We start from the raw sequence: 25,663 nt of genomic DNA, 5'->3' as shown, positions 1-25,663 counted from the left end.
GCGGCAAAACCTTTCAGGTTATTCCGGCACCACCTGCTCAATCAACGTATGCCCAGTGCCATTAGGCGCAAGAACACCGTGCAGCCACGGCAGCAGCGCCTGCATTTGCACTTGCAGTTTCCACGGCGGGTTAATCACGATCATGCCTGAAGCCGTCATGCCATAGCGATCGCTGTCCGGCAGAACCGCCAATTCAATTTGCAGAATATTAAGGATACCGGTGGCTTCCAAGTCTTTGAGCATGCGCTTGATTTGCTGACGTAATACTACCGGATACCACAGCGCGTAGACGCCGGTGGCAAAACGTTTGTAACCTTCCTGAATCCCTTTGACCACCGCCTGATAATCCGTTTTCAACTCATAGGGGGGATCTATCAGGATAAATCCACGGCGAGAGGCGGGCGGCAACTGAGATTTCAACTGCTGATAGCCGTCTTCACGCACCACTTTCGCCCGCGCATCACGTTGAAACTCACCGCGCAGCAACGGGAAGTCGCTAGGGTGCAATTCCGTCAGGTGAATACTGTCCTGCTCGCGCAGCAGTTGGCGGGCAATCAGCGGCGAACCGGGGTAGAAACGTAGCGTACCGTTACTGTTGTAGGCTTTAACCGCATTCAGGTAAGGGGTGAGCGCTTCGGGAATATCGTCCCGCTGCCACAGTTTAGCAATACCCTCCAGATACTCCCCGGTGCGCTCAGCATGTTCACCGCTGAGCTGATAACGCCCGGCCCCTGCATGGGTATCCAGATACAGAAACGGTTTCTCTTTTTCTTTGAGCGCAGTAATGATCAGGCTCTGAACGGTGTGCTTCAGTACGTCGGCATGGTTGCCGGCATGGAAACTGTGGCGATAACTCAACATAACGGTTTTTGTTCCGGTGAAATAAGCGGGGCGCCCGAAGGCAAGATCATGTCCCGCACAGTATAAACGTTCTGCCGCAGAAAATATCACCGGAAAACCATAACGCAATCCTCTTGCAATCCCCCTTGCCGAAAAGGGTTGAACGATCATTATATTATTAAATACATAACGGTAGTGAGTGGAGAACATCATGGCAAACCCCTTTGGCGACGGCGTTATGGACGGGCTTAAGGCCACCTCGTTATACACAAGTCCGCAACGCCTTATATGCCAAGGGTTAGCGGGCTGAAATAGGCAGCCGGTGGGGTTGTAAATGAAGTGAAACCGACGTGTACTATCGCCATTTACGGCGCTGAAAAATGACACGGGATTCAGATGGCTGGGCACACCAAGAACTGGAAGGGGTAAATCTTGGTGACACGAGGCTCAATAAGCGTGCCAAAGGGCTTTTGATACGGCTGGCTGAGAATCCGCAAGCCAGCATTCCGCATGCGTGCCTCGGATGGTCTGAGACGCTGGGTGCTTACCGCTTCATGGAGAACCAAGCATTCGAATGGCGAGACATTCTGCAACCTCACTGGCAGCGTACGCAGGAAAGGATCCGAGAACACGAGGTTGTGCTGTGTATCCAAGACACTACCGAGCTTGACTTCAACGGGCAGCAAATCCAAGGCTTGGGTCCCTTGAACTACGAAGCCAGGCGTGGTCTGTACCTGCATCCGATCTACGCGGTCAGTCCGGATCGCGTGGGGTTGGGCGTACTGGATGCGTGGATGTGGGCAAGAGAGCCGAAGGATGCAGACGGGAAACGCGATGGGATCAAGGAGAGTACGCGCTGGCTCGAGGGATACGAGCGAGTTGCTGAACTCGCCTCGGAGTTGCCAAACACACGTCTGGTGTACTTAGCCGATCGCGAAGCGGATATCAAGGCGTTGATGCAGCTCGCTGATGACCTTGGCACTCCGGCTGACTGGTTGATCCGCTCGACTCATAATCGCAGTCTGGACTGTAATGAGAAGCTTTGGCAGAAGGTTGGAAAGACCGTGCCGGTGGGAGAAATCCAATTCGTTATGGCGGCTCGCGCGGGGCAGAAGGCGCGTACGGTGAAACAGGCGCTGCGCGTGAAGCGAGTGTCGCTGCGTTGCAGGTTGGCAGTGACTTGTGTGATAGCCAAGGAAATTGAGCCGCCAGCAGGCGTGAAGCCGGTCGAGTGGCGGTTGCTGAGCAATCGCGTACCTGAAGGACGAGAAGATATCGTGGAGCTGATCGACTGGTATCGGGCTAGATGGGAAATCGAGATGTTCTTCAATGTGCTGAAGAACGGCTGCTGTGTCGAAGCGTTACAGTTATCGACCGTGGATCGCATTGAGCGGGCATTGGCGCTGTTCATGATCGTGGCATGGCGCATCGCCTATTTAATGCGTATGGGACGAACCTGTCCAGAGCTGGACGCAATGTTGTTCTTTGATTCCGACGAGACTCATGGCGCTTACCTACTGATGAACAAGCGTATGCCCAAGGGCCGCCCTAAGCTAAACGAAGTATTGCGCTTAGTTGCGCAACTGGGAGGCTTTCTTGCTCGAAAAGGCGACGGTGAACCAGGCGCAAAAACTATCAGGAAAGGCTTGCAGAAAGTCATGACGGCCGCCGAAACGCTACGCGCGCTCAGGCACGAACAGAGATGTGTATAACGAGGTGGCTTAAGGCCCAGACGCCACAACCCTTGAGCGAAATTCAGCACCACGGTCTCGAATATTGTAGTGGCACACTGATACTGGCCACCTGAGCGGAGGTGATATGCTCACCTCATCAACACGACAGGTGACCTCATGGGTAAACATTTTACGGCGGAATTTAAGCTCGAAGCCGCAAAGCTGGTTGTCGACCACGGCTACACATACGTTAAGGCCGCAGAGGCGGTTAATGTCAGCCATTCTGCCATTAGTCGCTGGGTCAATAAGCTTCGCCTTGAACGACAGGGAAAAACGCCAACGGGACTTCCTCTTACCCCTGAACAGCTCGAGCTGCGTGAGATGAAGAAAAAAGTCCAATGCCTTGAAATGGAGAACGAAATCCTAAAAAAGGCTACGGCGCTCTTAATGTCGGACTCACTCAACGGTTCACGGTAGTCGACAGGCTGAGGGCGCGATACCCGGTCACGGCGTTGTGCCAAACTTTTGAGGTACATCGCAGCAGCTACAGGCACTGGCAGGCTTCCGCTAATGAACCCGACGGTGAGCGCGTGGTTAAGTGTAGCCGCGTCATGGAAGCCTGGAACGCCAGCGGCGGCTCTGCCGGCGCTCGAAGTATCGCGACCATCGTCACCGGCAGCTCCGGTGTCAAAATGGGGCGCTGGCTGGCTGGCAAGCTGATGAAGGAGCTGGGTATCGCCAGCTGCCAGCGACCGGCTCACAAATACAAACGCGGCGGCAATGAACACGTTGAAATACCGAACTATCTCAACCGCCAGTTCGCGGTTACCGCGCCGGATCAGGTCTGGTGCGGCGATGTGACCTACATCTGGACGGGCAAATGCTGGGCTTACCTTGCGGTGGTGCTAGATCTGTTCGCCCGCAAACCGGTGGGCTGGGCCATGTCGACGTCGCCGGACTCGGCGCTGACAGTTAAAGCGTTGCAGATGGCCTGGGAACTCCGGGGACAACCAACAGGAGTCATGTTCCACAGCGACCAGGGCAGCCACTATACCAGCCGTCAATACCGGCAAGCCCTGTGGCGCTGCCGGATAAAGCAGAGTATGAGTCGGCGGGGTAACTGCTGGGATAATGCGCCAATGGAGCGGTTCTTCCGCAGCCTGAAGACAGAATGGGTGCCGACAAAGGGTTACAACAGCTTCAGCGAAGCCCAGGACGCGATTATCCGCTACATCACGGGGTATTACAGCGCTATCCGGCCTCACTGGTATAACGGCGGCTTAACTCCAAACGAATCTGAGCGACTGTTCTACATACAGTCTAATGCGGTGGCCAATATTAGTTGACCACTACACGACTAATACAAATGAGGCAGTACGTATGGCCACCTCGTTATACACATCTCTGTTCGTGCCTGAGCGCGCGTAGCGTTTCGGCGGCCGTCATGACTTTCTGCAAGCCTTTCCTGATAGTTTTTGCGCCTGGTTCACCGTCGCCTTTTCGAGCAAGAAAGCCTCCCAGTTGCGCAACTAAGCGCAATACTTCGTTTAGCTTAGGGCGGCCCTTGGGCATACGCTTGTTCATCAGTAGGTAAGCGCCATGAGTCTCGTCGGAATCAAAGAACAACATTGCGTCCAGCTCTGGACAGGTTCGTCCCATACGCATTAAATAGGCGATGCGCCATGCCACGATCATGAACAGCGCCAATGCCCGCTCAATGCGATCCACGGTCGATAACTGTAACGCTTCGATACAGCAGCCGTTCTTCAGCACATTGAAGAACATCTCGATTTCCCATCTAGCCCGATACCAGTCGATCAGCTCCACGATATCTTCTCGTCCTTCAGGTACGCGATTGCTCAGCAACCGCCACTCGACCGGCTTCACGCCTGCTGGCGGCTCAATTTCCTTGGCTATCACACAAGTCACTGCCAACCCGCAACGCAGCGACACTCGCTTCACGCGCAGCGCCTGTTTCACCGTACGCGCCTTCTGCCCCGCGCGAGCCGCCATAACGAATTGGATTTCTCCCACCGGCACGGTCTTTCCAACCTTCTGCCAAAGCTTCTCATTACAGTCCAGACTGCGATTATGAGTCGAGCGGATCAACCAGTCAGCCGGAGTGCCAAGGTCATCAGCGAGCTGCATCAACGCCTTGATATCCGCTTCGCGATCGGCTAAGTACACCAGACGTGTGTTTGGCAACTCCGAGGCGAGTTCAGCAACTCGCTCGTATCCCTCGAGCCAGCGCGTACTCTCCTTGATCCCATCGCGTTTCCCGTCTGCATCCTTCGGCTCTCTTGCCCACATCCACGCATCCAGTACGCCCAACCCCACGCGATCCGGACTGACCGCGTAGATCGGATGCAGGTACAGACCACGCCTGGCTTCGTAGTTCAAGGGACCCAAGCCTTGGATTTGCTGCCCGTTGAAGTCAAGCTCGGTAGTGTCTTGGATACACAGCACAACCTCGTGTTCTCGGATCCTTTCCTGCGTACGCTGCCAGTGAGGTTGCAGAATGTCTCGCCATTCGAATGCTTGGTTCTCCATGAAGCGGTAAGCACCCAGCGTCTCAGACCATCCGAGGCACGCATGCGGAATGCTGGCTTGCGGATTCTCAGCTAGCCGTATCAAAAGCCCTTTGGCGCGCTTATTGAGCCTCGTGTCACCAAGATTTACCCCTTCCAGTTCTTGGTGTGCCCTGCCATCTGAATCCCGTGTCATTTTTCAGCGCCGTAAATGGCGATAGTACACGTCGGTTTCACTTCATTTACAACCCCACCGGCTGCCTATTTCAGCCCGCTAACCCTTGGCATATAAGGCGTTGCGGACTTGTGTATAACGAGGTGACGTATGGCACGTTAAACTGATCTTGACCCACCATCTCCGGACAGCTTTTGTCTCTTAAGTTAACGATGCCCGCTGGCGCCGATATTCTCTTGGGGAGTTGTATCCCAGCGCACTGTGCGGATGGTTTTCATTGTAATGATTGAACGCCGCTGCAAGGTTCTTCAGCGCTGTTCGCACATCGGGTTTTGGCATGAAGGCGATGTAATCTTCCTTCATCGTCTTCACGAACCGTTCTGCCATGCCGTTACTCTGTGGACTGCTCACTGCTGTTGTGCAGGGCTCCAGATTCAGTTCTCTGGCGAACTTCCGCGTTTCATGCGCTGTGTACGCTGAACCATTATCCGTCAGCCATTGCACTGGTTTATCCGGCAGCGCGCTACCGAAGCGTTTTTCCACCGACCTCAGCATCACATCCTGCACGGTTGAACTGTCATAACCCCTGGTGCTCGCTGCCCAGTCTATGGCCTCCCGGTCGCAGCAGTCCAGTGCGAACGTCACCCGCAGCTTCTCGCCGTTGTCACAACCGAACTCGAAGCCATCTGAGCACCAGCGCATATCGCTCTCTGCTACCGCGATTTTGCCTTTATGCTCCCGCTTCGGACGTTCAGTTTTATCATGCAACAACAGCAGGTTATGCTCGCTCATTATCCTGTAAAGCCGTTTGGCGTTCACCGGTGGAAGTCCCTCTGCACGACGTTGCTTACCCAGGATACCCCACACTCGGCGGTAACCGTAACTGGGCATGTCGCTGATGATACAGAGGATGTTCGATAATATCTCAGCATCAGCTTCGTCATTACGCCGGTTGCTGCGCCTGTCCAGCCAGTCGGCAGAACGGTTAACCCGCAGTGACAGCTGCGCACGCGACACGCTCATGGCGCGGCTGACCAGAGCTATTCCCCGTCCTTTGGCAACAAGGGCGCGTGCGCTATCCATTTTCGCGACTGGCGGTACTCCACTGCTTCTTTGAGGATCTCAACTTCCATCGTCTTCTTACCCAGAAGGCGCTGTAGCTCCCGGACCTGCTTGAGGGCAGTCGCCAGCGCCGAAGCTGGAACCACTTTTTCTCCGGCCGCAACGGCGGTGAGGCTTCCTTCCTGGTATTGCTTCTTCCACTTAAACAAAAGGCTGGGCTGGATGCCATGCAGGCGGGCTACATGGGAGACGTTCATCCCCGGCTCCATTGTCTGCTGAATGATGGCGATTTTCTCTTGCGGAGTTTTACGCTTACGGACTTCTTGCCCTAACAGGATCCCGGTCATTTCAAAATTAGCATGATTGTTAGACATAGATCTAAGCCTATCTCTTATCTGGAGATACAGCGACTGTCTGGTGTTACAGGGGGCTACATCATATGGCACGTTAAACACAATACAGCTCTCTTCACACTGCACGCTACATCGCAGTGAAACATCTGCGCAGTACCCCATGCTGACGTGTGCAATACGCGCGGTTTTCACATGCTCAGGGAATTTTCCCCCGTTCATTGATTTTTGCCCTTTCTGGCCTCATGTTAATCAATAATTCGCTTTTTTTGCCAGCGCTGCCGCTCGCGCGACTGCCCTTATCGCTGGCTGACACATAACGATAGGACCGTGATATGACGAATCCATTATTGACCCCGTTTACCCTGCCCCCCTTTTCCGCCATCACTGTTGATGACATCGTCCCCGCCGTTCAGTCTGCGCTGGCAGACTGTCGCAGTGCGGTTGAGCGCGTGGTCGCGCAGGGTGCACCGTTCACCTGGGAAAATCTGTGTCAACCGCTGGCAGAGAGCGACGATCGTCTGGGCCGTCTGTTCTCTCCGATCGGCCATCTCAATGCCGTGAAAAATAGCCCTGAGCTGCGTGCTGCCTATGAGCAATGCTTGCCGCTACTCTCTGAATACAGCACCTGGGTTGGACAACACACCGGGTTGTATCAGGCGTATCGCGACCTGAAAGAAGGATCCCACTACGCCACATTGAGCGTCGCGGAGAAAAAAGCGGTGGATAATGCGCTGCGTGACTTCGAACTGTCCGGTATCGGTTTGCCGCCGGAAAAACAGAAACGCTATGGCGAAATTGCCGCGCGTCTGTCTGAACTGGGCTCGCAGTACAGCAACAACGTGCTCGACGCCACCATGGGTTGGAATAAACACATCACTGACGTTGCGCAGCTTGAAGGGATGCCGGAAAGCGCACTGGCCGCCGCCGCCGCACAAGCCGAGGCTAAAGGACTGGAAGGTTGGCTGCTGACGCTGGATATCCCCAGCTATCTGCCTGTCATGACCTACTGCGCCAATCAGGCGCTGCGTGAAGAGATGTATCGTGCCTACGCAACCCGCGCCTCCGATCAGGGGCCGAATGCGGGCAAATGGGATAACAGCGACGTGATGGCCGAGGAGCTGGCGCTGCGCCATGAACTGGCGCAACTGTTAGGCTTTGACAGCTTCGCTGATAAGTCCCTTGCCACCAAAATGGCAGAAAACCCACAACAAGTGCTGGATTTCCTCAACGATCTGGCAACGCGTGCCCGCCCGCAAGGGGAAGCGGAACTGGCACAACTGCGCGCCTTCGCCAAAGCGCATTATGACACTGGCGAACTGCAACCGTGGAACATCACTTACTACAGCGAATTGCAAAAACAACACCTCTACACCATCAGTGATGAGCAACTGCGCCCTTATTTCCCAGAACAACGCGTGGTTGAAGGGCTGTTTGAAGTGGTGAAGCGCATTTACGGCATCGCAGCCAAAGAGCGCCACAACGTAGACGTATGGCACCCCGAAGTACGTTTCTTTGACCTGTTTGATGAAAACGGCGAACTGCGCGGCAGTTTCTATCTCGATCTCTATGCGCGCGAACACAAGCGTGGCGGTGCCTGGATGGATGACTGTGCGGGACGCCTGCGCAAAAGCAACGGTGAACTGCAAAAACCGGTGGCCTATCTGGTATGTAATTTTAACCGTCCAGTCAACGGTAAACCCGCGCTGTTCACCCACGATGAAGTCACCACGTTGTTCCATGAATTTGGTCACGGCCTGCATCATATGCTGACGCAGATCGATACCGCAGGGGTAGCTGGCATTAGCGGTGTGCCATGGGATGCCGTCGAACTCCCGAGCCAGTTTATGGAAAACTGGTGTTGGGAGCCGGAAGCGTTGGCGTTTATCTCCGGTCACTACGAAACCGGCGAACCGCTGCCACAAGCCATGCTGGACAAGATGCTGGCGGCCAAAAACTATCAGGCGGCGTTGTTTATCCTGCGCCAGCTTGAGTTCGGCCTGTTCGATTTCCGTCTGCATGCGGAATACGATCCGGCAAAAGGGGCACAAATTCTGTCGACACTGGCCGATGTCAAAGCCAAGGTCGCCGTCGTGCCAAGCCCAAGCTGGAATCGCTTCCCGCACACCTTCAGCCACATCTTCGCAGGTGGCTATGCCGCAGGCTACTACAGCTACCTCTGGGCGGATGTTCTGGCTGCGGACGCCTACTCGCGCTTTGAAGAAGAAGGCATTTTCAACCGCACCACCGGCCAGTCTTTCCTGGATAATATCCTGTCGCGCGGCGGTTCCGAAGCGCCGATGGATCTGTTCAAGCGCTTCCGTGGCCGTGAGCCGCAACTTGATGCCATGCTGCACCATTATGGTATTAAAGGGTGAATATCAGCCTGCTGATAGAAAAGGGTGCCGATAGAGGCGCCCTTGATGCATTAGCGACACGTTGGGGATTGCAGGACGATCCCAGCGCGACGCTGGCGCTGGTGCTGACACCAGAACGTCTGGAGTTGCGCAAGCAGGATGAAGAGAAGCTCGGCGCTATTTATGTCGATTTCGTCTCTGGTGCAATGGCCCACCGCCGTCGCTTTGGCGGCGGGCGCGGCGAAGCAGTTGCTAAAGCGGTCGGTATCAAAAAGGATTATCTGCCGGACGTCGTAGATGCCACCGCCGGATTAGGCCGTGATGCCTTTGTACTGGCATCGTTAGGCTGTCGTGTACGTATGCTGGAACGTAACCCGGTAGTCGCCGCGCTGCTCGACGATGGTTTACGACGTGGTTATGAAGATGCCGAGATAGGCGCGTGGCTGCGCGAAAGATTGACGCTGATTCACGCCTCAAGCCACACAGCCCTGAGCGATATTACACCGCCACCGGATGTGGTCTATCTCGATCCCATGTTTCCTCATCGGCAAAAAAGTGCGCTGGTAAAGAAAGAGATGCGGGTGTTTCAATCGCTGGTGGGCGCGGACGACGATGCGGATGCCCTACTGGCCCCCGCGCGAGCGTTGGCGAAAAAACGCGTGGTGGTAAAGCGTCCCGACTACGCCCCACCGCTGGCGGGCATTGCCACTCAATCGATGCTGACCACCAAAAGCTACCGCTTTGATTTTTACTTGCCGCTGTAGTTCGCCGTATTCATTTTTGCCTCCCATACATTTAAGCGCTCACTCGTGAGCGCGTAAACTGCTTCTTATGATGAAATATAACTGACAGGCCATTCGATGGACTTACGCCGATAACGCCTCAACCCGCTCGATGGCACCACGCAGGCTTTCTGCATTCAGCGGCACAGGCAGCGCATGGATCGATTCGAATGGTGCCAGCGTGCGCGCAATGACCTTCTCCACATCAGCGTGATTTTGGATATCCACGTCCAGCGCCTTCAGGCTGGTGGGCAGGTTGAAACGCGCAAACGCCGTAATCAGCTGCTCGGTCACATCGCGCTGTCCGAGCAGTTCGATCTGCACCAGAATGCCATAAGCCACTTTGGTGCCGTGCAGGAAACGCTCGGTTTGCGGTAAGGTGGTCAACCCATTATGCACCGCGTGCGCCGCAGCTACACGGGTGTAGCGCTCGCCCAAGTCGCCGACCATACCACCACCAGCGATAATCGCATCGACCACATCAAGGGAAGCCTGAGTCAGTTCGCCACGCCGTTGATCGGCCAACGCCTGTTAACTGCTGTTGAGCAGCACATTACGAATAGAGAGCGCCGCTTCAATCCCCAAACGCACCGTCAGCGGCAGATTTTCCGGTTGTGGGCTCAACACCACCGCCTCATACCATTTCGCCAGCGTATCGCCGATCCCTGCCAGCAAATATTCCTGCGGCGCGCGCAGAATGATAGTTGGCGCCACCAGCACCAGATGGTTGGCATCGTTGAAAATCTCAAAACGCAGCGCCTGGCCTTCATCGTTATACCAAACGGAAAGCGGCGTCCAGGCGGCGCAGGTGGCGGCGATAGTAGGGATAGCCACCAGCGGTACACCGAGGCGACGCGCCACCACTTTAGCCGTATCCAACAGCGCACCGCCGCCAACAACAATCACCACCTGACGATCGTCACCCGCTTGTGCACAGAGTTTCACCACCGCGCTTTCGCTGCAATGGCCGCCAAAAGCAATGTGCTTCGCACCAGCTACGTTGAACGCCGCGGGCAAAAATGAGGTAGCCGCCGCAATCGCCCGTTCACCATAAATCCAGACCGCGTTTTCCAGCTGCGCCGGAGCATAAAGGTTCTCCAACTCCTGCAACGCGCCGGGGTAGGAGTAATAGTTGGCGGGGCCGGTTACCACGCGAATTGCCGTGCTGGTCATGATGCTACATCCTGTCGTGTGTTGACTGTCATCGGTGAATAATCACTACCTTATCATAAACAGACTTCTGGATGGCTATAAATATTGAGGACATCATGATGCATTTTTTTCATGTTGATCTGTAAGCGTCTGTTTTATGAATTATATTCATGTTATGTCTGGACATCTGGACGGCTAATAACAATTTGCTTTATCTTATGCGTTTTCGTTCATTGCCAGGCGTTATCACCCCGTGAAAGATCTGGTCGATCAGATGATTTTTTTCCTGGGATTACCGCCATGACACACACATCGGCCAACGCCACATAAACTGGAAATGCGTGGGATTTCCATTGCCTTTTCCGGCTTTGCTGCGCTGACGCAGGTCGATTTCACCCTGGATGGCGGCTCTATCCACGCGCTGACCGGTGCCAATGGCGCAGGCAAATCAACGCTGATGGCGGTACTTTCCGGTGCGCATGAGCACTATCAGGGGACCATTGTCATTGATGGAAAACCTGTTGAGATTCGCTCACCGCGTCAGGCCAAGCAGCTCGGCATCCATGTGGTACAGCAGGAAGTTGACGTCGCGTTAGTGCCAGGCCTGATCGTGGCGGAAAACATTATGCTCGATCAGTTGGCGGAGCCAGGTCATAGCTATCGCTGGCGACAAATCCGCCACAGTGCGCGCAACGCGCTAGCACTGTTGGGCGTGGAGCTGGACGTGCGTCGCCGCATCGAGCAATGCCCACTGGCCGAAAAGCAGCAGATTCTCTTGGCGCGCGCCCTCTCCCACCACTGTCGCTTCCTGATCCTTGATGAACCCACGGCACCGCTCGATCAGCACGAAATCGAGCGCCTGTTCAGCGTGGTGCGCCGCTTGCAGCATAGCGGTATCGGCGTGGTGTTTATCTCGCACCGTATCCATGAGCTAAAAGCGATTTGCGATCGCATGACGGTATTGCGCGATGGTCGCCTGATTGAAAGCAGTCCAATGGCGGGGTTAAGCGGCGAAGCGATCGTCGAAAAGATGCTCGGCCATGCGTTGAATGATATCTATCCGCCGCGTCGCCCGGCGATAACCGGTAAAGCACTGTTGGCGATTGAAGGTCTGCATGACAATACGCTGCTGCACGATATCTCGTTGCAGTTGCGCGGAGGCGAAATTCTTGGCATTGCCGGGCTGGCAGGCGCAGGGAAAACCGAATTGTGCAAAGCGCTGTTTGGAGCCAATGCCAGCCGCGTGCGATCCGGTGAACTGCGCGGCAAGCCCTGGCAGCCGACCACACCGGCGGATGCTGTCGCCGCAGGCATTGCTTTGGTGCCGGAAGAGCGCCGCAAAGAAGGCATTTTTATTGACGAGCCGGTGGCGATGAACCTGAGCATCAGCGCCGACGACAGCTTTTCTCGCTGGAGCCTTTTCAATCATCGACGCGCGTGGCGCTGGGCACAGGAGATTATTTCACGTCTCGGCGTGCGAACCACCGGGCCAGCACAGACGCTGCGTCGCCTGTCAGGCGGCAATCAACAGAAGGTCGCGATTGGCAAATGGCTGCGCAACGATGCAGACGTACTGATCTTTGATGAGCCAACCAAAGGCGTTGATGTCAAAGCCAAAACCGATCTCTTTCTCTTGATCGATCAGTTGGCTCGCGAAGGCAAAGGAGTGATTTACGCCTCCGGCGAATTCGCTGAGCTGGTCGGGCTGTGCGATCGCATTTGCGTGCTGTGGGATGGCCGCATTGTGGCAGAACTGGATGGCCGCAAAGCCAGCGAAGAAACCCTTTTAATTTACTCCACCGGAGGAACCCCTGCGTGAGCAAAGCACTTTCCCTTAAGGTGTATTAGCTCAGACCTGATCTGACAGTTACCGGTTATTTATACAGGTGTCTGTCAGATTAAATCTGGTTCAGATTTTTTTCTGCCCAGACTCGTTTACCATCAAGTAACGTGGCCATTGGCGTACGCCCGCAGCACATTTTACCCTGATGAGTTCGCTCATTATTGTAATGCCACAACCAGTTGTCCAGATCCTTTTGTAGACTTTCTAGGTCCTCGTATAACGTCTTACGGAACGCAACCTGATAAAAATCCTGCAAAATAGTTTTATGGAAGCGCTCGCAGATACCGTTTGTCTGCGGAGACATCGCTTTCGTTTTCGTATGGTCTATATCGTTGATAGCCAAGTACAGCTGATAGTCATGTTGTTCCACTTTACCGCAGTACTCCGTCCCCCTGTCCGTCAGTATTCTTAGCATTGGCAGCCCCTGAGCTTCGTAGAACGGCAGCACGCGATCATTGAGCAGGTCGGCGGCAGAGATCGGTGCTTTACTCGTGTAAAGCTTGCAGTGCGCCACTTTCGAGTACGTATCCACGAACGTCTGCTGGTAGATACGGCCAACACCTTTCAGATTACCCACGTAGAAGGTGTCCTGCGACCCCAGATAACCCGGGTGAGCAGTCTCTATTTCACCACAGGCTTCGTCGTCGTGCGCCTTCTTCTCCAGTGCAGCGATTTGAGCATCAGTAAGTACGATGCCTTCTCTGGCAACTTTTTCCTCAAGTGCCTTCAGGCGCTTACGAAAGTTTTCCAGATCGTGTCGTTGCCAGATGGAGCGCACACCGCTGCCAGAAATGAAGACGCCTTTTTTACGCAGCTCATTACTGGTCCGGTGCTGGCCATGAGCCGGGAACTCAATGGCGTAATCAACAACCGCACGTTCAGTGGCTTCATCAGCACGGTTTTTCAGGTTGGGAACCCGGCGGTTTTGGTTAACCAGAGCGTCAATGCCGCCTTCTGCCGCCAGTTCCTGATAGCGATAAAACGTGTCGCGTGACACCCCCATGATTTTACAGGCTTTTGATACGTTACCGAGTTCTTCGGCGAGATTGAGCAGGCCGGCTTTGTGTTTGATGATGGGATTGTTAGTATGAAGCATGAGAGTTACCTCGTGTTTTGTATAAGGATTCGACACCCATATCAAAACCGGTAACTCTCAACCTTTCAAGGTCCAGTGTCAGATCAAGTCGCGACTAATACACTTAAGGCGACAGTTTCGGGCCGCCAACAGCTGTTTGATTTTCTCTACAAGTGGGGAATGCTGCTGACGGTTGTCGCGCTGATCGCGCTATTTGGTATCGCCTCCGACAACTTTCTCGATCCGTATAACATCATCAATATTCTACGCTCGATTGCCATCGTCACGGTGATCGCCATCGGCGTCTCCATCTCACTCACGGTGGGAGGGTTCGATCTCTCGGTGGGGTCAACCGCCTCGCTGGCTAACGCACTGGTAATTTCACTGTTTGTCTGGCACGGCTTTGGCACCACAGAAGCTATTCTGGTGACACTGCTGCTGTGTACACTGGTCGGCCTGTTTAATGCTTTTCTCATCGTGGTACTGAAAATTCCCGACATGTTAGCAACACTTGCCAGCCTGTTCGTGATTCAGGGCGTCGCGATGACCTACAGCTATGGTGGCTCCATCACCCAAAATATGGTGCTACCCAGCGGGGAGATGGCAGAGGGCGTTATCCCTGATGCCTTTTCACTGCTCGGTCAGGTGCCGACCATCGTGATTATCATGCTGGCTGTCACAGTGGTGGCTCAATTGGGCCTGTCATTGACCAAACACGGCCGCCGCATGTATGCCATCGGCGGCAACGCCGAAGCCGCACGGCTTTCCGGCATCCGTACCACCCGTTACCGCGTGGCGGCCTATATTCTCGCCTCCTTGCTGGCGGGATTGGACGGTATTTTGCTGGCATCTCGCATCGGCTCATCGCAGGTCAACGCGGGTGGCGGTTACCTGATGGATGCCGTGGCAGCGGCCTGGATCGGTTTTTCACTCGCTGGCTCGGGCAAACCCAACGCATTAGGTACGCTGGTCGGCGCGGTGATCCTCGGCGTATTGCAGAACGGGCTGGTAATGCTTTCCGTTCCCTATTAAGCCATGGACATTATCAAAGGGCTGGTGCTGGCCGCCGCTCTGGCAATCACTTACGTTCAACGCCGTTAATCCCGAAAGACAGGAAACTATAATGAAGAAATTGACGTTTTCACTGCTGGCGCTGAGCCTGCTGACCATCGCCCCCACCTTTGCGGCCACCCCTGCCCCCGTGCCGGACGCGATCGCCAAACACGACGGGCCGATTCGCATCGCCGTCATCCGTAACCTTGGCTCTGACGATAACACCACCCAGTTTATTGCGGGAGCCATCCAGCAAGGGAAGAAACTGGGGTTCACCGTCAATACCTTCCTGAGCAACGGCGATGACGCCCGCTTTCAGGATTTCGTCAATCAGGCCATCAGCCAGAAGTATGACGGGATTATCCTGTCTCAGGGCCGCGATCCGTACTCGACTGCGCTGGTTCAGCGCATCGTTGACAGCGGCATTGCGGTGCCCACCTTCGATACCGCCGTCAATGGCACCATTAACGGCGTGACCGTGACTCAGCAGGATGACGCGTCGCTGACCGAGCTCTCCTTCGGCCAACTGGTGAAAGATTTCAACGGTCAGGCCAATATCATCAAACTGTGGGTAGCCGGGTTCCCGCCGATGGAGCGCCGTCAGGCGGCCTACCAATACATCCTGAAAGACCATCCTGGCATTAAAGAGCTGGAATCCATTGGCGCGGTCTCTTCCGATGTACAAGGTTACACCGCCAACAAAGTGGGTGCAGTGCTGGCGAAATACCCGAAAGGTAAGATCGACGCCATCTGGGGCACCTGGGATGCCTTCAGCCAGGGCGCTTACAAGGCGCTTAAAGAGAATGGCCGCACCGAAATCAAACTCTACAGCATCGATATTTCCAATCAGGATGTGCGACTGATGCGCGAAGCCAACAGCCCGTGGAAAGTGAGCGTGGCGGTTGACCCGAAACTCATCGGTGCGACTAACGTGCGTCTGATTGCCAACAAGATTGCAGGCGAGCCAACCCCGGCAACCTATGATTTCAAGGCCGCCACCATTCCACAGGCGCTGCTGGTGAGCCAGCCGGGACAGGTTAACGTCTCTTCACTCGGCAACATTATTCCCGGCTGGGGCCAGAGCGATGATTTCATTGCGCCGTGGTTCGCTACGCTGGAAGCCAAACAGAAAAAATAAGGAACCACAGTATGGCAAAGCAGGAACTGCCGCATCCCGATTACAGCCGCAACATGCGGTTGATCGGGCATAGCGATCAGGGGGGTCGGCCAGACGGCGTGCAGGTGATGATCCATCGTGGCTACGCCTATATCGGACACATGGTGTCGCAGGGGTTCTCCATCGTCGATGTGCGAGATGCGAAAAACCCCAAGGCGGCGGGTTACGTGCCCGCCCCGCCTGGCACCTGGAATGTGCATTTGCAGGCACATGACGATCTGCTGCTGGTGATTAACGCACGCGATCTGTTTGCTGACACCCGCTTTGCCGATGAAAAGGTCTATTACACGCGCTCCGTTGCCGATACGGTGAGTGACGTGCAAGACAGAGGCTGGAGCGCCGGACTGCGGGTGTTTGATATCTCAACGCCGGACAAGCCGCGTGAAATCGGCTTTCTGCCGCTGAACGGCATTGGTATTCACCGTATTTGGTACGTCGGCGGGCGTTGGGCCTACGTATCTGCCCTGTTGGACGGTTTTAGTGATTATATCTTCCTGACTATCGATCTTGCCGATCCGCGTAAACCTGAGGTTGCCGGGCATGCACAGTGCGGCAGGGGAAACGCCCAACTGGCCGGAAGGAAAACGCTATGCGCTGCACCACGCGATTATCAGCGGCGATACCGCGTACGCCAGTTGGCGTGACGGTGGCCTGACGCTGCTGGATGTGAGCGATCGCCATCAGCCACCGCAACTGGAGTCCACCGTTCAGCGGCGGTACCCACACCGCACTGCCGTTGCCGGATCGCGATCTTCTGGTGGTACTGGATGAGGCGGTACTGGACAATCAGGACGATGGCGAGAAGCTGATCTGGCTGTTCAATATTCGCGAACCGAGCAACCCGGTCAGCATTTCCACCTTTCCGCAGCCGGATGAAGTGGATTACGTGGCCAAGGGCGCGCACTTCGGACCGCATAACCTGCATGAGAACCGGCCGGGCAGCTTTATCAGTTCAACGCTGATTTTTGCCACCTACCAGAACGCAGGCGTACGCGCTTACGATATCAGCAACCCGTATCGCCCCGTGGAAACCGGCGCACTGGTGCCTACTGCGCCAGAGAAAATGATGGATACCCGTCCGGGCCGCCCACGCGTAATTCAGTCCTGTGATGTGTTTGTAGATGCACAGGGCATTATTTACAGCACGGATTACAACGGTGGGCTATCGATTATTGAGTACTTGGGCTGAGGCTATTTTCTCCGTTATGACGGAGAACGCCGGGAAAAAAGAAGCAGCGCTCTGCAAGACCGTTGACGTTTCGTGCACGTTAACCCGCGCGGATAATAGCACCGCACATCGCACACGCACGAAACCCTTCACGGAATGGACAGAAAAATCCCCGCTCAACTCTAAACGGGGATAGCCTCACGAGGCGATATCGTCACACTACGCCTTGCGCCAGCATCGCATCTGCCACTTTCACAAAGCCCGCGATGTTCGCGCCGCGCACGTAGTTGGTGTACTGACCTTCGCCGCCGAAATCTACGCACGCATGGTGGATATCCAGCATGATGTGGTGCAAACGCGCATCCACTTTCTCCGCTTTCCAGCCCAGAGGTTGCGACACCACCGGCGTTTGCCGCTTTGCCCGGCGCAAACAGTACGTTGGCTTCCAGGAAGGCATCCGTCGCTTCGATCGTGGTCGGCATATTGGCCCCTTCCGCCACGGCTTTCACGCCGTTAGCAATCAGCGTCTTGGCACTGGTCAGGTCCAGCTCATTCTGCGTGGCGCACGGTAGTGCGATGTCCACGGGCACGTTCCACGGCATTTGGCCTGGCAGGTACGTAAGACCGGCTTCGCGCGCGTAATCTTCCACACGGCCATAACGTTGGTTTTTGATATCCGCCAGCAGCGCCAGTTTCTCCGGCGTAAAGCCCGCCTCATCCACGACCGTGCCGTTGGAGTCGGAAGCGGTAATCACACGAGCGCCCAGAGACAACGCTTTTTCAATGGCATACTGCGCCACGTTACCGGACCCGGAGACTGCAACACGCATGCCCTCAAACCCAAGGCCGTGACGCTCCAGCATCGCCTGCGTGAAGTAGACTAAATAACTGTTCCGAATAGTAGATCACCTGAAGGGAACTCAGTCCGAGTTGAGCGATCTGATCAATCGATAAAGATCCCAAATCATCAACCGGACTGAGCGATGTCGAGCATAGCACCGATACCCCGTAACGAACGACGCCTGATGAAGAAAACTCTCCATAAAACGCGTGACAAGAATCACGCCCGCAGGCTGACCGCCATCCTGATGTTGCACCGGGGCGAGCGCGTGAGCGATGTCGCCAGAATGCTTTGCTGCGCCCGTTTGTCAATCGGCAGATGGATTAACTGGCTCACCCTGTACGGCATTGAAGGCCTCAAATCTCTGCGGCCCGGTCGTGGCCGTCGCTGGCCGTTTGAACAGATCTGCGCACTGTTAATCCAGCTCGTAAAGCGTTCCCCTCATGATTTTGGCTATCAGCGTTCGCGCTGGAGCACGGAACTGCTAGCGATAAAAATCAATGAGATAACCGGTTGCCAGTTGCATGCTTCCACGGTGCGCCGTTGGCGGCCTTCTGCCGGTCTGGTGTGGCGACGCGCAGCTCCTACGCTGCGTATCCGCGACCCGCATAAGGAAGAAAAAATGGAGGCCATCGCGATGGCGCTGGAACAATGCAGCGCGGAACATCCCGTCTTTTACGAAGACGAAGTGGATATTCATCTGAATCCCAAAATTGGCGCGGACTGGCAGGTTCGCGGGAAGCAGAAACGCATCGTGACGCCGGGCCAGAACGAGAAATATTATCTGGCGGGTGCATTACACAGCGGGACGGGAAAAGTCAGCGATGTTGGAGGAAGCAGTAAAAGTTCGTGTTTTTTATCAGTATGTTAGAGCATCTGAGAGCAACGTACAGACGGGCAAAAACGCTCACGCTGATAGTTGATAACTACATTATTCACAAAAGCCGGGAGACGCAGCGCTGGCTGGAAGAAAACCCGAAATTCAGGGTTATTTATCAGCCGGTGTACTCACCATGGGTAAATCATGTAGAGCGGTTATGGCAGGCGTTGCATGAAACCATTACCCGCAATCATCAATGCTGTTCAATGTGGCAGTGACTGAACAAGGTTCGCCGCTTCATGGAAACCGTCAGCCCGTTTCCCAGTGGAAAACATGGACAGGCAAAAGTGTAGCGGTATTAGGAACAGCTATTTAGGTGGGTTTTATCAGTACGATAATGGTGAAACGGTGGGGGCACTTGAACGGGACAGTAAGCGTGGTGGTTACAGGCAACAATTCGATGTCCCGTACCTGGGGGTGACCGGGATGGTGCGCTATCAGAATTTTGAGCTGAGTGCACTTGCAAAATATAGCCCTTGGGTCAAAGCGCGTGATAATGATGAGCACTATTTTCGCCAATTAACCTTTCGCGATGAAGGCAATTATGGGCGTTATTATTCCGTGTGGCTTTGTTGAATAAATAGATTTTATGCTGGCAGCCCAGTGAAACGACGGATCCTCGCAACGCAAAATCATGCAGTTAGGCTTCATGAGAAAACTGTACACCTGAGGGGACAAGCATTTTCTACCAAAAGTGGCTTGGCAAAACAGCATGACTCACTATTATTCAACAAAGCCATTCCGTGTTGGTGGACATTGGTTATTATTTGACATCCTGTGCCAAGGTATTTACCGCGCTGAGTTGGAATAAATATGATGAGAGTCGGGGAGGGATGCAAATTATCGATCAGGTTTCCGGGGAGCAGGGATATATTGGCGGCCACGCGGCGGGTATCGCCAATGAGTATTACATGGTGACAGCAGGCCTGACATACCGTTTTTAATCATCACCACGGGGTGCCAGCGTGGTTTGTGCTGTAGTGGGGGAGCTGGCCCCATCAACCGATGACGTCGACCCTGTACATGATTCTGTGTAAATGCCTTTCTCAGTAGTGACCGTCCAGGCGGTCACCGAACTCGATAATAAAACGGCTCATTGCCATACGCCAGTCCCGCAGTGGCATCGTCCATTTCTGTTAGGCCGACTGGATTGCCAGCCACACCACCTTTTTCACTGCGTCGTCAGTCGGGAACACCTTGCGTTTTTTAATCGCATGCCTGATCACACTGTTCAGCGACTCGATGGCGTTGGTTGTGTCGATGACTTTGCGGATATCTGCCGGGTAAGCGAAGAACGTTGCCAGATTGCTCCAGTTCGTCTGCCAGCTCCGGCTTATCTGTGGATAGCGGCTGTCCCATGCGCTGGCGAATGCTTCCAGCGCCTGCTGGCCTGCTTCTTCCGTAGCAGCCTGATAGATGGCTTTCAGGTCGCGTGTGACGGCTTTGTAGTCCTTCCAAGAGACGAACCTCAGGCTGTTGCGTACCATGTGCACGATGCACAGCTGGATGCGGGCTTCCGGATACACCACGTTGATGGCGTCCGGGAAGCCTTTCAGACCGTCGACACAGGCGATGAGGATATCGTTCAGGCCGCGGTTTTTTAGTTCTGTCAGCACATTGAGCCAGAACTTCGCGCCCTCGTTTTCGGCCAGCCACATACCCAGCAGTTCTTTCTGGCCCTCGATGTTGATACCCAGTGCCAGGAACACGGATTTATTGATGACGCGACTGTCGTGCCGGACCTTCAGGATGATACAGTCAAGGTAAACAACGGGATAGACTGCATCCAGTGGACGATTTTGCCATTCAGTAACCTGTTCCATGACGGCGTCGGTGACCTTCGAGACCAGCGCCGGTGAAACATCCGCGTCATACAGCTCTTTGAACGCAGACGCTATCTTGCGGGTGGTCATCCCTCTGGCGTACAGGGACAAGATTTGGTTATCCATCCCGGTGATCCGGGTCTGGTTTTTCTTCACCAGTTGTGGTTCGAAGGAGCCATCACGATCGCGCGGAGTACATAGTGCCAGAAGGCCATCGCCGGTGGTCACGGTGTTTGTGGAATAGCCGTTGCGGGAGTTGGCCCCCGGTTTGGGCTGATTTTTATCGTAGCCCAGATGGTGGGACATTTCGGCGTTGAGAGCAGCCTCAACGCTGATTTTCTTCAGCAGGCGATCGAATTGGCTGAGATCGTCAGGGGTTTTGAGATTTTTGGCCAGTTCGTTAGCCAGAGCCTGCAACTGTTTTTCGTCCATAAATTAACCTGTTTTTGATGTTGGATTGAACATATCAAAATCAGGCAATTACACAAATTTATGTACAGGGTCATGACGTCAGAATAACAGAACGAAACCGGTAATGATTTTTGTTCAAAAAAAATTGACTTATCACAGCAAATCACTTAGCTATTCATTACCGAGCAATAGCGCTATTCTTCTCTTCATCGAAAGCACTTCGCTTTCTACCTAACCACAGAGATAAGGATTAGCATCATGAAAATCATCAAAAATTTTGCAGCAGTATTGGCCCTGACTTCTCTCTCTTTCGGCACCTTCGCCGCAGAGCAGATGGGTACCGTTTCCGTGAGTAGCGCTAAAACGCTGAGCGGTTTTGAATCGCAAGTTGCCGCTAAAGCACAGGCAGCAGGTGCATCTTCTTTCCGTATCGTTTCTGCTACCGGTGATAACCAACTGCGCGGCACGGCAGTTCTGTATAAATAAGTGAAGCCGAGCAAATGTTACAAGGGGAGCCAATGGCTCCCCTTGCTTATACCCGTCATACTTCAAGTTACATGTGCGTTGGCTACACTCATTCACCCGAATCACTTACTTGAGTAAGCTCATCGGAGTGAATGAATCTCATCCCTCAGATTCACCCTTCGGGCCAGCGCTTGCAGCCTTCCTGTAGCTCGAATTATTTAGGGTATACAAAAAGCTAACGTTTTTTAAATGCGGCGGCCAGTGCATCGCTCATGGCGCTATTGCCTGCTGCGCTCTGCGGCTGTTTTGCACGCGGTGCATGATGAGCTGGGCGAGATCCGGTGTTGCGTTGGGCTCCGCTGGCGCTACGGCGTGACGGAGTGTCACCCGGCTGTTCATCGAGACGCATGGTCAGCGCGATACGTTTACGTTGCAGATCGACTTCCAGCACCTTGACCTTCACAATATCACCGGCTTTCACCACCTTGTGCGGATCGTCGACATAGCGATCGGACAGCGACGAAATGTGCACCAAGCCATCCTGATGTACGCCAATATCCACGAAAGTGCCAAAGTTGGTGACGTTGGTGACCGCCCCTTCGAGCACCATACCCGGCAGCAGATCGTTGAGCGTTTCCACCCCTTCGGCGAACGCAGCTGTTTTAAACTCCGGTCGTGGATCGCGCCCCGGTTTTTCCAACTCTTTCACGATGTCTGTCACCGTGGGTAAGCCGAAGCGAGTGTCAGTGAAATCCACCGCCTTGAGTTTGCGCAGCGCGGCGGTGTCACCCATCAAATCGCGCAGTGTCTGGCGAGTGGCTTCCAGAATGCGTTCGACCACCGGGTAGGCTTCCGGGTGAACCGTCGAGGCATCCAGCGGGTTATCGCCGTGATTGATACGCAAGAATCCGGCACACTGTTCGAAGGCTTTTGGCCCCAGGCGACTGACCTTGAGCAACTGTTGACGGTTGTCAAAGCGTCCGTTTTCGTCACGCCAGTTGACAATATTCTGCGCCATCATTTTGCTAAGCCCAGCAACACGCGTCAGCAGCGCCACCGATGCGGTATTCAGATCGACGCCCACGGCGTTAACGCAGTCTTCCACCACCGCATCGAGCTTTTTCGCCAGTTGCACCTGGCTCACATCGTGCTGGTATTGGCCGACACCGATGGATTTTGGATCGATCTTCACCAGCTCTGCCAGAGGGTCCTGCAAGCGACGCGCAATAGAAACCGCACCGCGCAGGGAAACATCCAGATCGGGGAATTCCAGCGCCGCCAGCTCTGATGCAGAATACACCGAAGCACCTGCCTCACTGACAATCACCTTCTGGGCATTGATTGCCGGGAACTGTTTTTGTGTATCGAGGAAGAAACGTTCGGTTTCACGTGATGCGGTACCGTTACCGATCGCCACGAGTTCTACCTGATGCTTAACGCACAGTGCCGCGATGATAGGGGCCGCCTTGGCAGCCTGTCCGGTATGTGGGTAAATCGTATCCGTGGCAACCAGTTTGCCAGTTGCATCTACTACCGCGACTTTCACACCTGTGCGGAGACCCGGATCGAGCCCCATGGTGGCGCGCATTCCGGCAGGCGCGGCCATCAGCAGGTCGTGTAGGTTGCGTGCAAACACATTGATGGCTTCTTCTTCGGACTTTTCACGCACGGTGCCCATCAGCTCAGTTTCCAGATGCAACAGCACCTTGATACGCCAGGTCCAGTTGATCACCGCACGACGCCAGCTATCGGCAGGAGCATTGTTGAGCTGCAAATTCAGATGTGAAAGGATGATCTGCTCACCCTGGCTTTCGCGCGGCGGCTCGTCAAACTGTGGGTCGGCGTTCAGGGCGAGTTGCAGTACCCCTTCGTTGCGGCCGCGAAACATCGCCAGTGCACGGTGTGATGGCACGCTGGCGATCGGTTCTTGATGGGCAAAGTAGTCGCGAAACTTCGCGCCTTCATCCTCTTTGCCTTCGACAACGCGTGCGACCAGATGGGCATTTTTCCACAAATAGTCACGCACCTTGGCCAGCAAGATGGCATCTTCTGCGAAACGCTCCATCAGAATGTAGCGCGCACCGTCCAGAGCGGCTTTGACATCGGCAACGCCTTTGTCTTCGGCGACATAGGCCAACGCCGCCTCTTCAGGTACCTGGCTTGGGTCTTGCCACAGGCTGTCTGCCAGCGGTTCCAGCCCGGCTTCGATGGCAATTTGCCCACGAGTACGGCGTTTGGGCTTGTATGGCAGATAGAGATCTTCCAGCTCAGTCTTACTCAGAGTGCCGTTAATCGCCAGAGCCAACTGCGGTGTTAATTTTCCTTGCTCTTCGATCGATTTCAGAATGGTCTGACGCCGTTCTTCCAGTTCGCGCAAGTAACCGAGGCGGGTTTCCAACTGGCGCAGTTGGGTATCATCCAACCCGCCAGTCACTTCCTTACGGTAACGAGCGATGAACGGTACGGTGTTCCCTTCGTCCAGCAGGCGGACAGCGGCGTCAACCTGCTCCTTTCGCGCCTGCAATTCGCTGGCGATAATCTGGCTCAATGCATCATTCATAATCGGAATTCAATCATCATCAAGGGGTGAGTTAACTAATCGGGGACAGTTATACGGATTGCGTAGCAAAAATGCCAGTCAGCATTATGACCTCTCAGAAAATTTACCTATGTCAATTTTTCAGCGAATTGTTCGAATTTGAAGCCTGTAGTGGTCAACTAATATTGGCCACCGCATTAGACTGTATGTAGAACAGTCGCTCAGATTCGTTTGGAGTTAAGCCGCCGTTATACCAGTGAGGCCGGATAGCGCTGTAATACCCCGTGATGTAGCGGATAATCGCGTCCTGGGCTTCGCTGAAGCTGTTGTAACCCTTTGTCGGCACCCATTCTGTCTTCAGGCTGCGGAAGAACCGCTCCATTGGCGCATTATCCCAGCAGTTACCCCGCCGACTCATACTCTGCTTTATCCGGCAGCGCCACAGGGCTTGCCGGTATTGACGGCTGGTATAGTGGCTGCCCTGGTCGCTGTGGAACATGACTCCTGTTGGTTGTCCCCGGAGTTCCCAGGCCATCTGCAACGCTTTAACTGTCAGCGCCGAGTCCGGCGACGTCGACATGGCCCAGCCCACCGGTTTGCGGGCGAACAGGTCTAGCACCACCGCAAGGTAAGCCCAGCATTTGCCCGTCCAGATGTAGGTCACATCGCCGCACCAGACCTGATCCGGCGCGGTAACCGCGAACTGGCGGTTGAGATAGTTCGGTATTTCAACGTGTTCATTGCCGCCGCGTTTGTATTTGTGAGCCGGTCGCTGGCAGCTGGCGATACCCAGCTCCTTCATCAGCTTGCCAGCCAGCCAGCGCCCCATTTTGACACCGGAGCTGCCGGTGACGATGGTCGCGATACTTCGAGCGCCGGCAGAGCCGCCGCTGGCGTTCCAGGCTTCCATGACGCGACTACACTTAACCACGCGCTCACCGTCGGGTTCATTAGCGGAAGCCTGCCAGTGCCTGTAGCTGCTGCGATGTACCTCAAAAGTTTGGCACAACGCCGTGACCGGGTATCGCGCCCTCAGCCTGTCGACTACCGTGAACCGTTGAGTGAGTCCAACATTAAGAGCGCCGTAGCCTTTTTTAGGATTTCGTTCTCCATTTCAAGGCATTGGACTTTTTTCTTCATCTCACGCAGCTCGAGCTGTTCAGGGGTAAGAGGAAGTCCCGTTGGCGTTTTTCCCTGTCGTTCAAGGCGAAGCTTATTGACCCAGCGACTAATGGCAGAATGGCTGACATTAACCGCCTCTGCGGCCTTAACGTATGTGTAGCCGTGGTCGACAACCAGCTTTGCGGCTTCGAGCTTAAATTCCGCCGTAAAATGTTTACCCATGAGGTCACCTGTCGTGTTGATGAGGTGAGCATATCACCTCCGATCAGGTGGCCAGTATCAGTGTGCCACTACAGTACTTACTGATGCTCAAATCGCTGCACTGGAGAAGAAGGCGCACGACGACG

Annotated in this window: 15 protein-coding genes and 6 pseudogenes; 12 read left to right on the top strand and 9 right to left on the bottom strand. The window is 54.7% G+C overall.

All coding sequences use genetic code 11. From position 1 onward, the window contains the following. Positions 1–18: 18 nt before the first annotated feature. Complete coding sequence (locus tag ACWWJF_RS04440) at positions 19–861, bottom strand: 23S rRNA (adenine(2030)-N(6))-methyltransferase RlmJ (protein ID WP_455870926.1); 843 nt, start codon at positions 859–861, stop codon at positions 19–21. A gap of 359 nt (positions 862–1,220) precedes the next feature. On the opposite strand from ACWWJF_RS04440, the gene ACWWJF_RS04435 reads away from it, so the two are divergent. Continuing rightward, the gene (locus ACWWJF_RS04435) at positions 1,221–2,552 is read left to right on the top strand and encodes an IS4 family transposase (RefSeq protein ID WP_455868775.1); all 1,332 of its coding nucleotides are present in this window, start codon (positions 1,221–1,223) and stop codon (positions 2,550–2,552) included. Positions 2,553–2,690: 138 nt separating this feature from the next. After that, positions 2,691–3,859, top strand: a protein-coding gene (locus ACWWJF_RS04430) for an IS3 family transposase (RefSeq protein ID WP_455868400.1) whose coding sequence is annotated in 2 segments (ribosomal slippage) — positions 2,691–2,946 and positions 2,946–3,859 — 1,170 coding nt in all. Because the reading frame shifts where the segments join, the coding sequence is not laid out codon by codon here. 46 nt (positions 3,860–3,905) lie between these two features. Here the strand turns inward: ACWWJF_RS04430 and ACWWJF_RS04425 are convergent. Beyond that, positions 3,906–5,237, bottom strand: a complete 1,332-nt coding sequence (locus tag ACWWJF_RS04425) for an IS4 family transposase (protein ID WP_455868774.1) — start codon at positions 5,235–5,237, stop codon at positions 3,906–3,908. 180 nt (positions 5,238–5,417) lie between these two features. After that, a protein-coding gene (locus ACWWJF_RS04420; RefSeq protein ID WP_455870925.1) for an IS3 family transposase occupies positions 5,418–6,625 on the bottom strand; the annotation gives its coding sequence in 2 pieces (ribosomal slippage) (positions 5,418–6,304 and positions 6,304–6,625; 1,209 coding nt in all). Positions 6,626–6,963: 338 nt separating this feature from the next. On the opposite strand from ACWWJF_RS04420, the gene prlC reads away from it, so the two are divergent. Both prlC and rsmJ read left to right on the top strand, forming a co-directional pair. Beyond that, positions 6,964–9,006 (top strand): oligopeptidase A, encoded by a 2,043-nt coding sequence (prlC, locus tag ACWWJF_RS04415; RefSeq protein WP_455868773.1) that lies wholly within the window; start codon positions 6,964–6,966, stop codon positions 9,004–9,006. Then, the gene (rsmJ, locus tag ACWWJF_RS04410) at positions 9,003–9,749 is read left to right on the top strand and encodes a 16S rRNA (guanine(1516)-N(2))-methyltransferase RsmJ (RefSeq protein WP_455868772.1); all 747 of its coding nucleotides are present in this window, start codon (positions 9,003–9,005) and stop codon (positions 9,747–9,749) included. The genes prlC and rsmJ overlap by 4 nt, the downstream gene beginning before the upstream one ends. A gap of 102 nt (positions 9,750–9,851) precedes the next feature. Here the strand turns inward: rsmJ and ACWWJF_RS04405 are convergent. Then, a pseudogene (locus ACWWJF_RS04405) lies at positions 9,852–10,940 on the bottom strand (oxidoreductase). A 316-nt stretch (positions 10,941–11,256) separates the two neighbouring features. On the opposite strand from ACWWJF_RS04405, the gene ACWWJF_RS04400 reads away from it, so the two are divergent. Then, on the top strand, positions 11,257–12,738 hold the full coding sequence (locus tag ACWWJF_RS04400; RefSeq protein ID WP_455868771.1) for a sugar ABC transporter ATP-binding protein: 1,482 nt from the start codon (positions 11,257–11,259) through the stop codon (positions 12,736–12,738). A gap of 79 nt (positions 12,739–12,817) precedes the next feature. Here the strand turns inward: ACWWJF_RS04400 and ACWWJF_RS04395 are convergent, their stop codons facing one another. Continuing rightward, positions 12,818–13,858 (bottom strand): IS481 family transposase, encoded by a 1,041-nt coding sequence (locus ACWWJF_RS04395; RefSeq protein ID WP_455868660.1) that lies wholly within the window; start codon positions 13,856–13,858, stop codon positions 12,818–12,820. A 75-nt stretch (positions 13,859–13,933) separates the two neighbouring features. Here ACWWJF_RS04395 and ACWWJF_RS04390 point away from each other — a divergent pair. The 3 genes and pseudogenes from ACWWJF_RS04390 (at position 13,934) to ACWWJF_RS04380 (ending at position 17,256) form a co-directional block, all read left to right on the top strand. Then, positions 13,934–14,938 (top strand): annotated as a pseudogene (locus ACWWJF_RS04390) (ABC transporter permease). 22 nt (positions 14,939–14,960) lie between these two features. Then, positions 14,961–16,028, top strand: a complete 1,068-nt coding sequence (locus ACWWJF_RS04385) for a sugar ABC transporter substrate-binding protein (RefSeq protein WP_455868770.1) — start codon at positions 14,961–14,963, stop codon at positions 16,026–16,028. Between the two features lie 11 nt (positions 16,029–16,039). After that, positions 16,040–17,256 (top strand): annotated as a pseudogene (locus ACWWJF_RS04380) (LVIVD repeat-containing protein). A 193-nt stretch (positions 17,257–17,449) separates the two neighbouring features. Here ACWWJF_RS04380 and ACWWJF_RS04375 read toward each other — a convergent pair. After that, positions 17,450–18,119: pseudogene (locus ACWWJF_RS04375) on the bottom strand (NADP-specific glutamate dehydrogenase); the annotation flags it as partial. Positions 18,120–18,218: 99 nt separating this feature from the next. Between ACWWJF_RS04375 and ACWWJF_RS04370 the strand changes: the two are divergent. From ACWWJF_RS04370 to ACWWJF_RS04360, 3 genes and pseudogenes are all read left to right on the top strand, one after another. After that, positions 18,219–19,249, top strand: a pseudogene (locus ACWWJF_RS04370) (IS630 family transposase). Further along, complete coding sequence (locus ACWWJF_RS04365; RefSeq protein ID WP_455870924.1) at positions 19,230–19,532, top strand: omptin family outer membrane protease; 303 nt, start codon at positions 19,230–19,232, stop codon at positions 19,530–19,532. Before ACWWJF_RS04370 ends, ACWWJF_RS04365 begins: the two are co-directional and overlap by 20 nt. A 167-nt stretch (positions 19,533–19,699) precedes the next feature. After that, complete coding sequence (locus ACWWJF_RS04360; protein ID WP_455868769.1) at positions 19,700–19,900, top strand: omptin family outer membrane protease; 201 nt, start codon at positions 19,700–19,702, stop codon at positions 19,898–19,900. 102 nt (positions 19,901–20,002) lie between these two features. Here the strand turns inward: ACWWJF_RS04360 and ACWWJF_RS04355 are convergent. Next, positions 20,003–21,211 (bottom strand): annotated as a pseudogene (locus ACWWJF_RS04355) (IS256 family transposase). A gap of 237 nt (positions 21,212–21,448) precedes the next feature. On the opposite strand from ACWWJF_RS04355, the gene ACWWJF_RS04350 reads away from it, so the two are divergent. Then, positions 21,449–21,676: a YdgH/BhsA/McbA-like domain containing protein gene (locus ACWWJF_RS04350; RefSeq protein WP_455868768.1), complete on the top strand. Its 228-nt coding sequence runs from the start codon at positions 21,449–21,451 to the stop codon at positions 21,674–21,676. Positions 21,677–21,890: 214 nt separating this feature from the next. Here the strand turns inward: ACWWJF_RS04350 and ACWWJF_RS04345 are convergent, their stop codons facing one another. Beyond that, the gene (locus ACWWJF_RS04345; RefSeq protein ID WP_455868767.1) at positions 21,891–24,215 is read right to left on the bottom strand and encodes a Tex family protein; all 2,325 of its coding nucleotides are present in this window, start codon (positions 24,213–24,215) and stop codon (positions 21,891–21,893) included. Between the two features lie 154 nt (positions 24,216–24,369). Continuing rightward, a protein-coding gene (locus ACWWJF_RS04340; protein ID WP_455868400.1) for an IS3 family transposase occupies positions 24,370–25,538 on the bottom strand; the annotation gives its coding sequence in 2 pieces (ribosomal slippage) (positions 24,370–25,283 and positions 25,283–25,538; 1,170 coding nt in all). Positions 25,539–25,663: the final 125 nt, after the last annotated feature.

The organism is Symbiopectobacterium sp. Eva_TO, from assembly GCF_053848865.1.
This window is presented reverse-complemented; position numbering and strand designations above follow the sequence as displayed.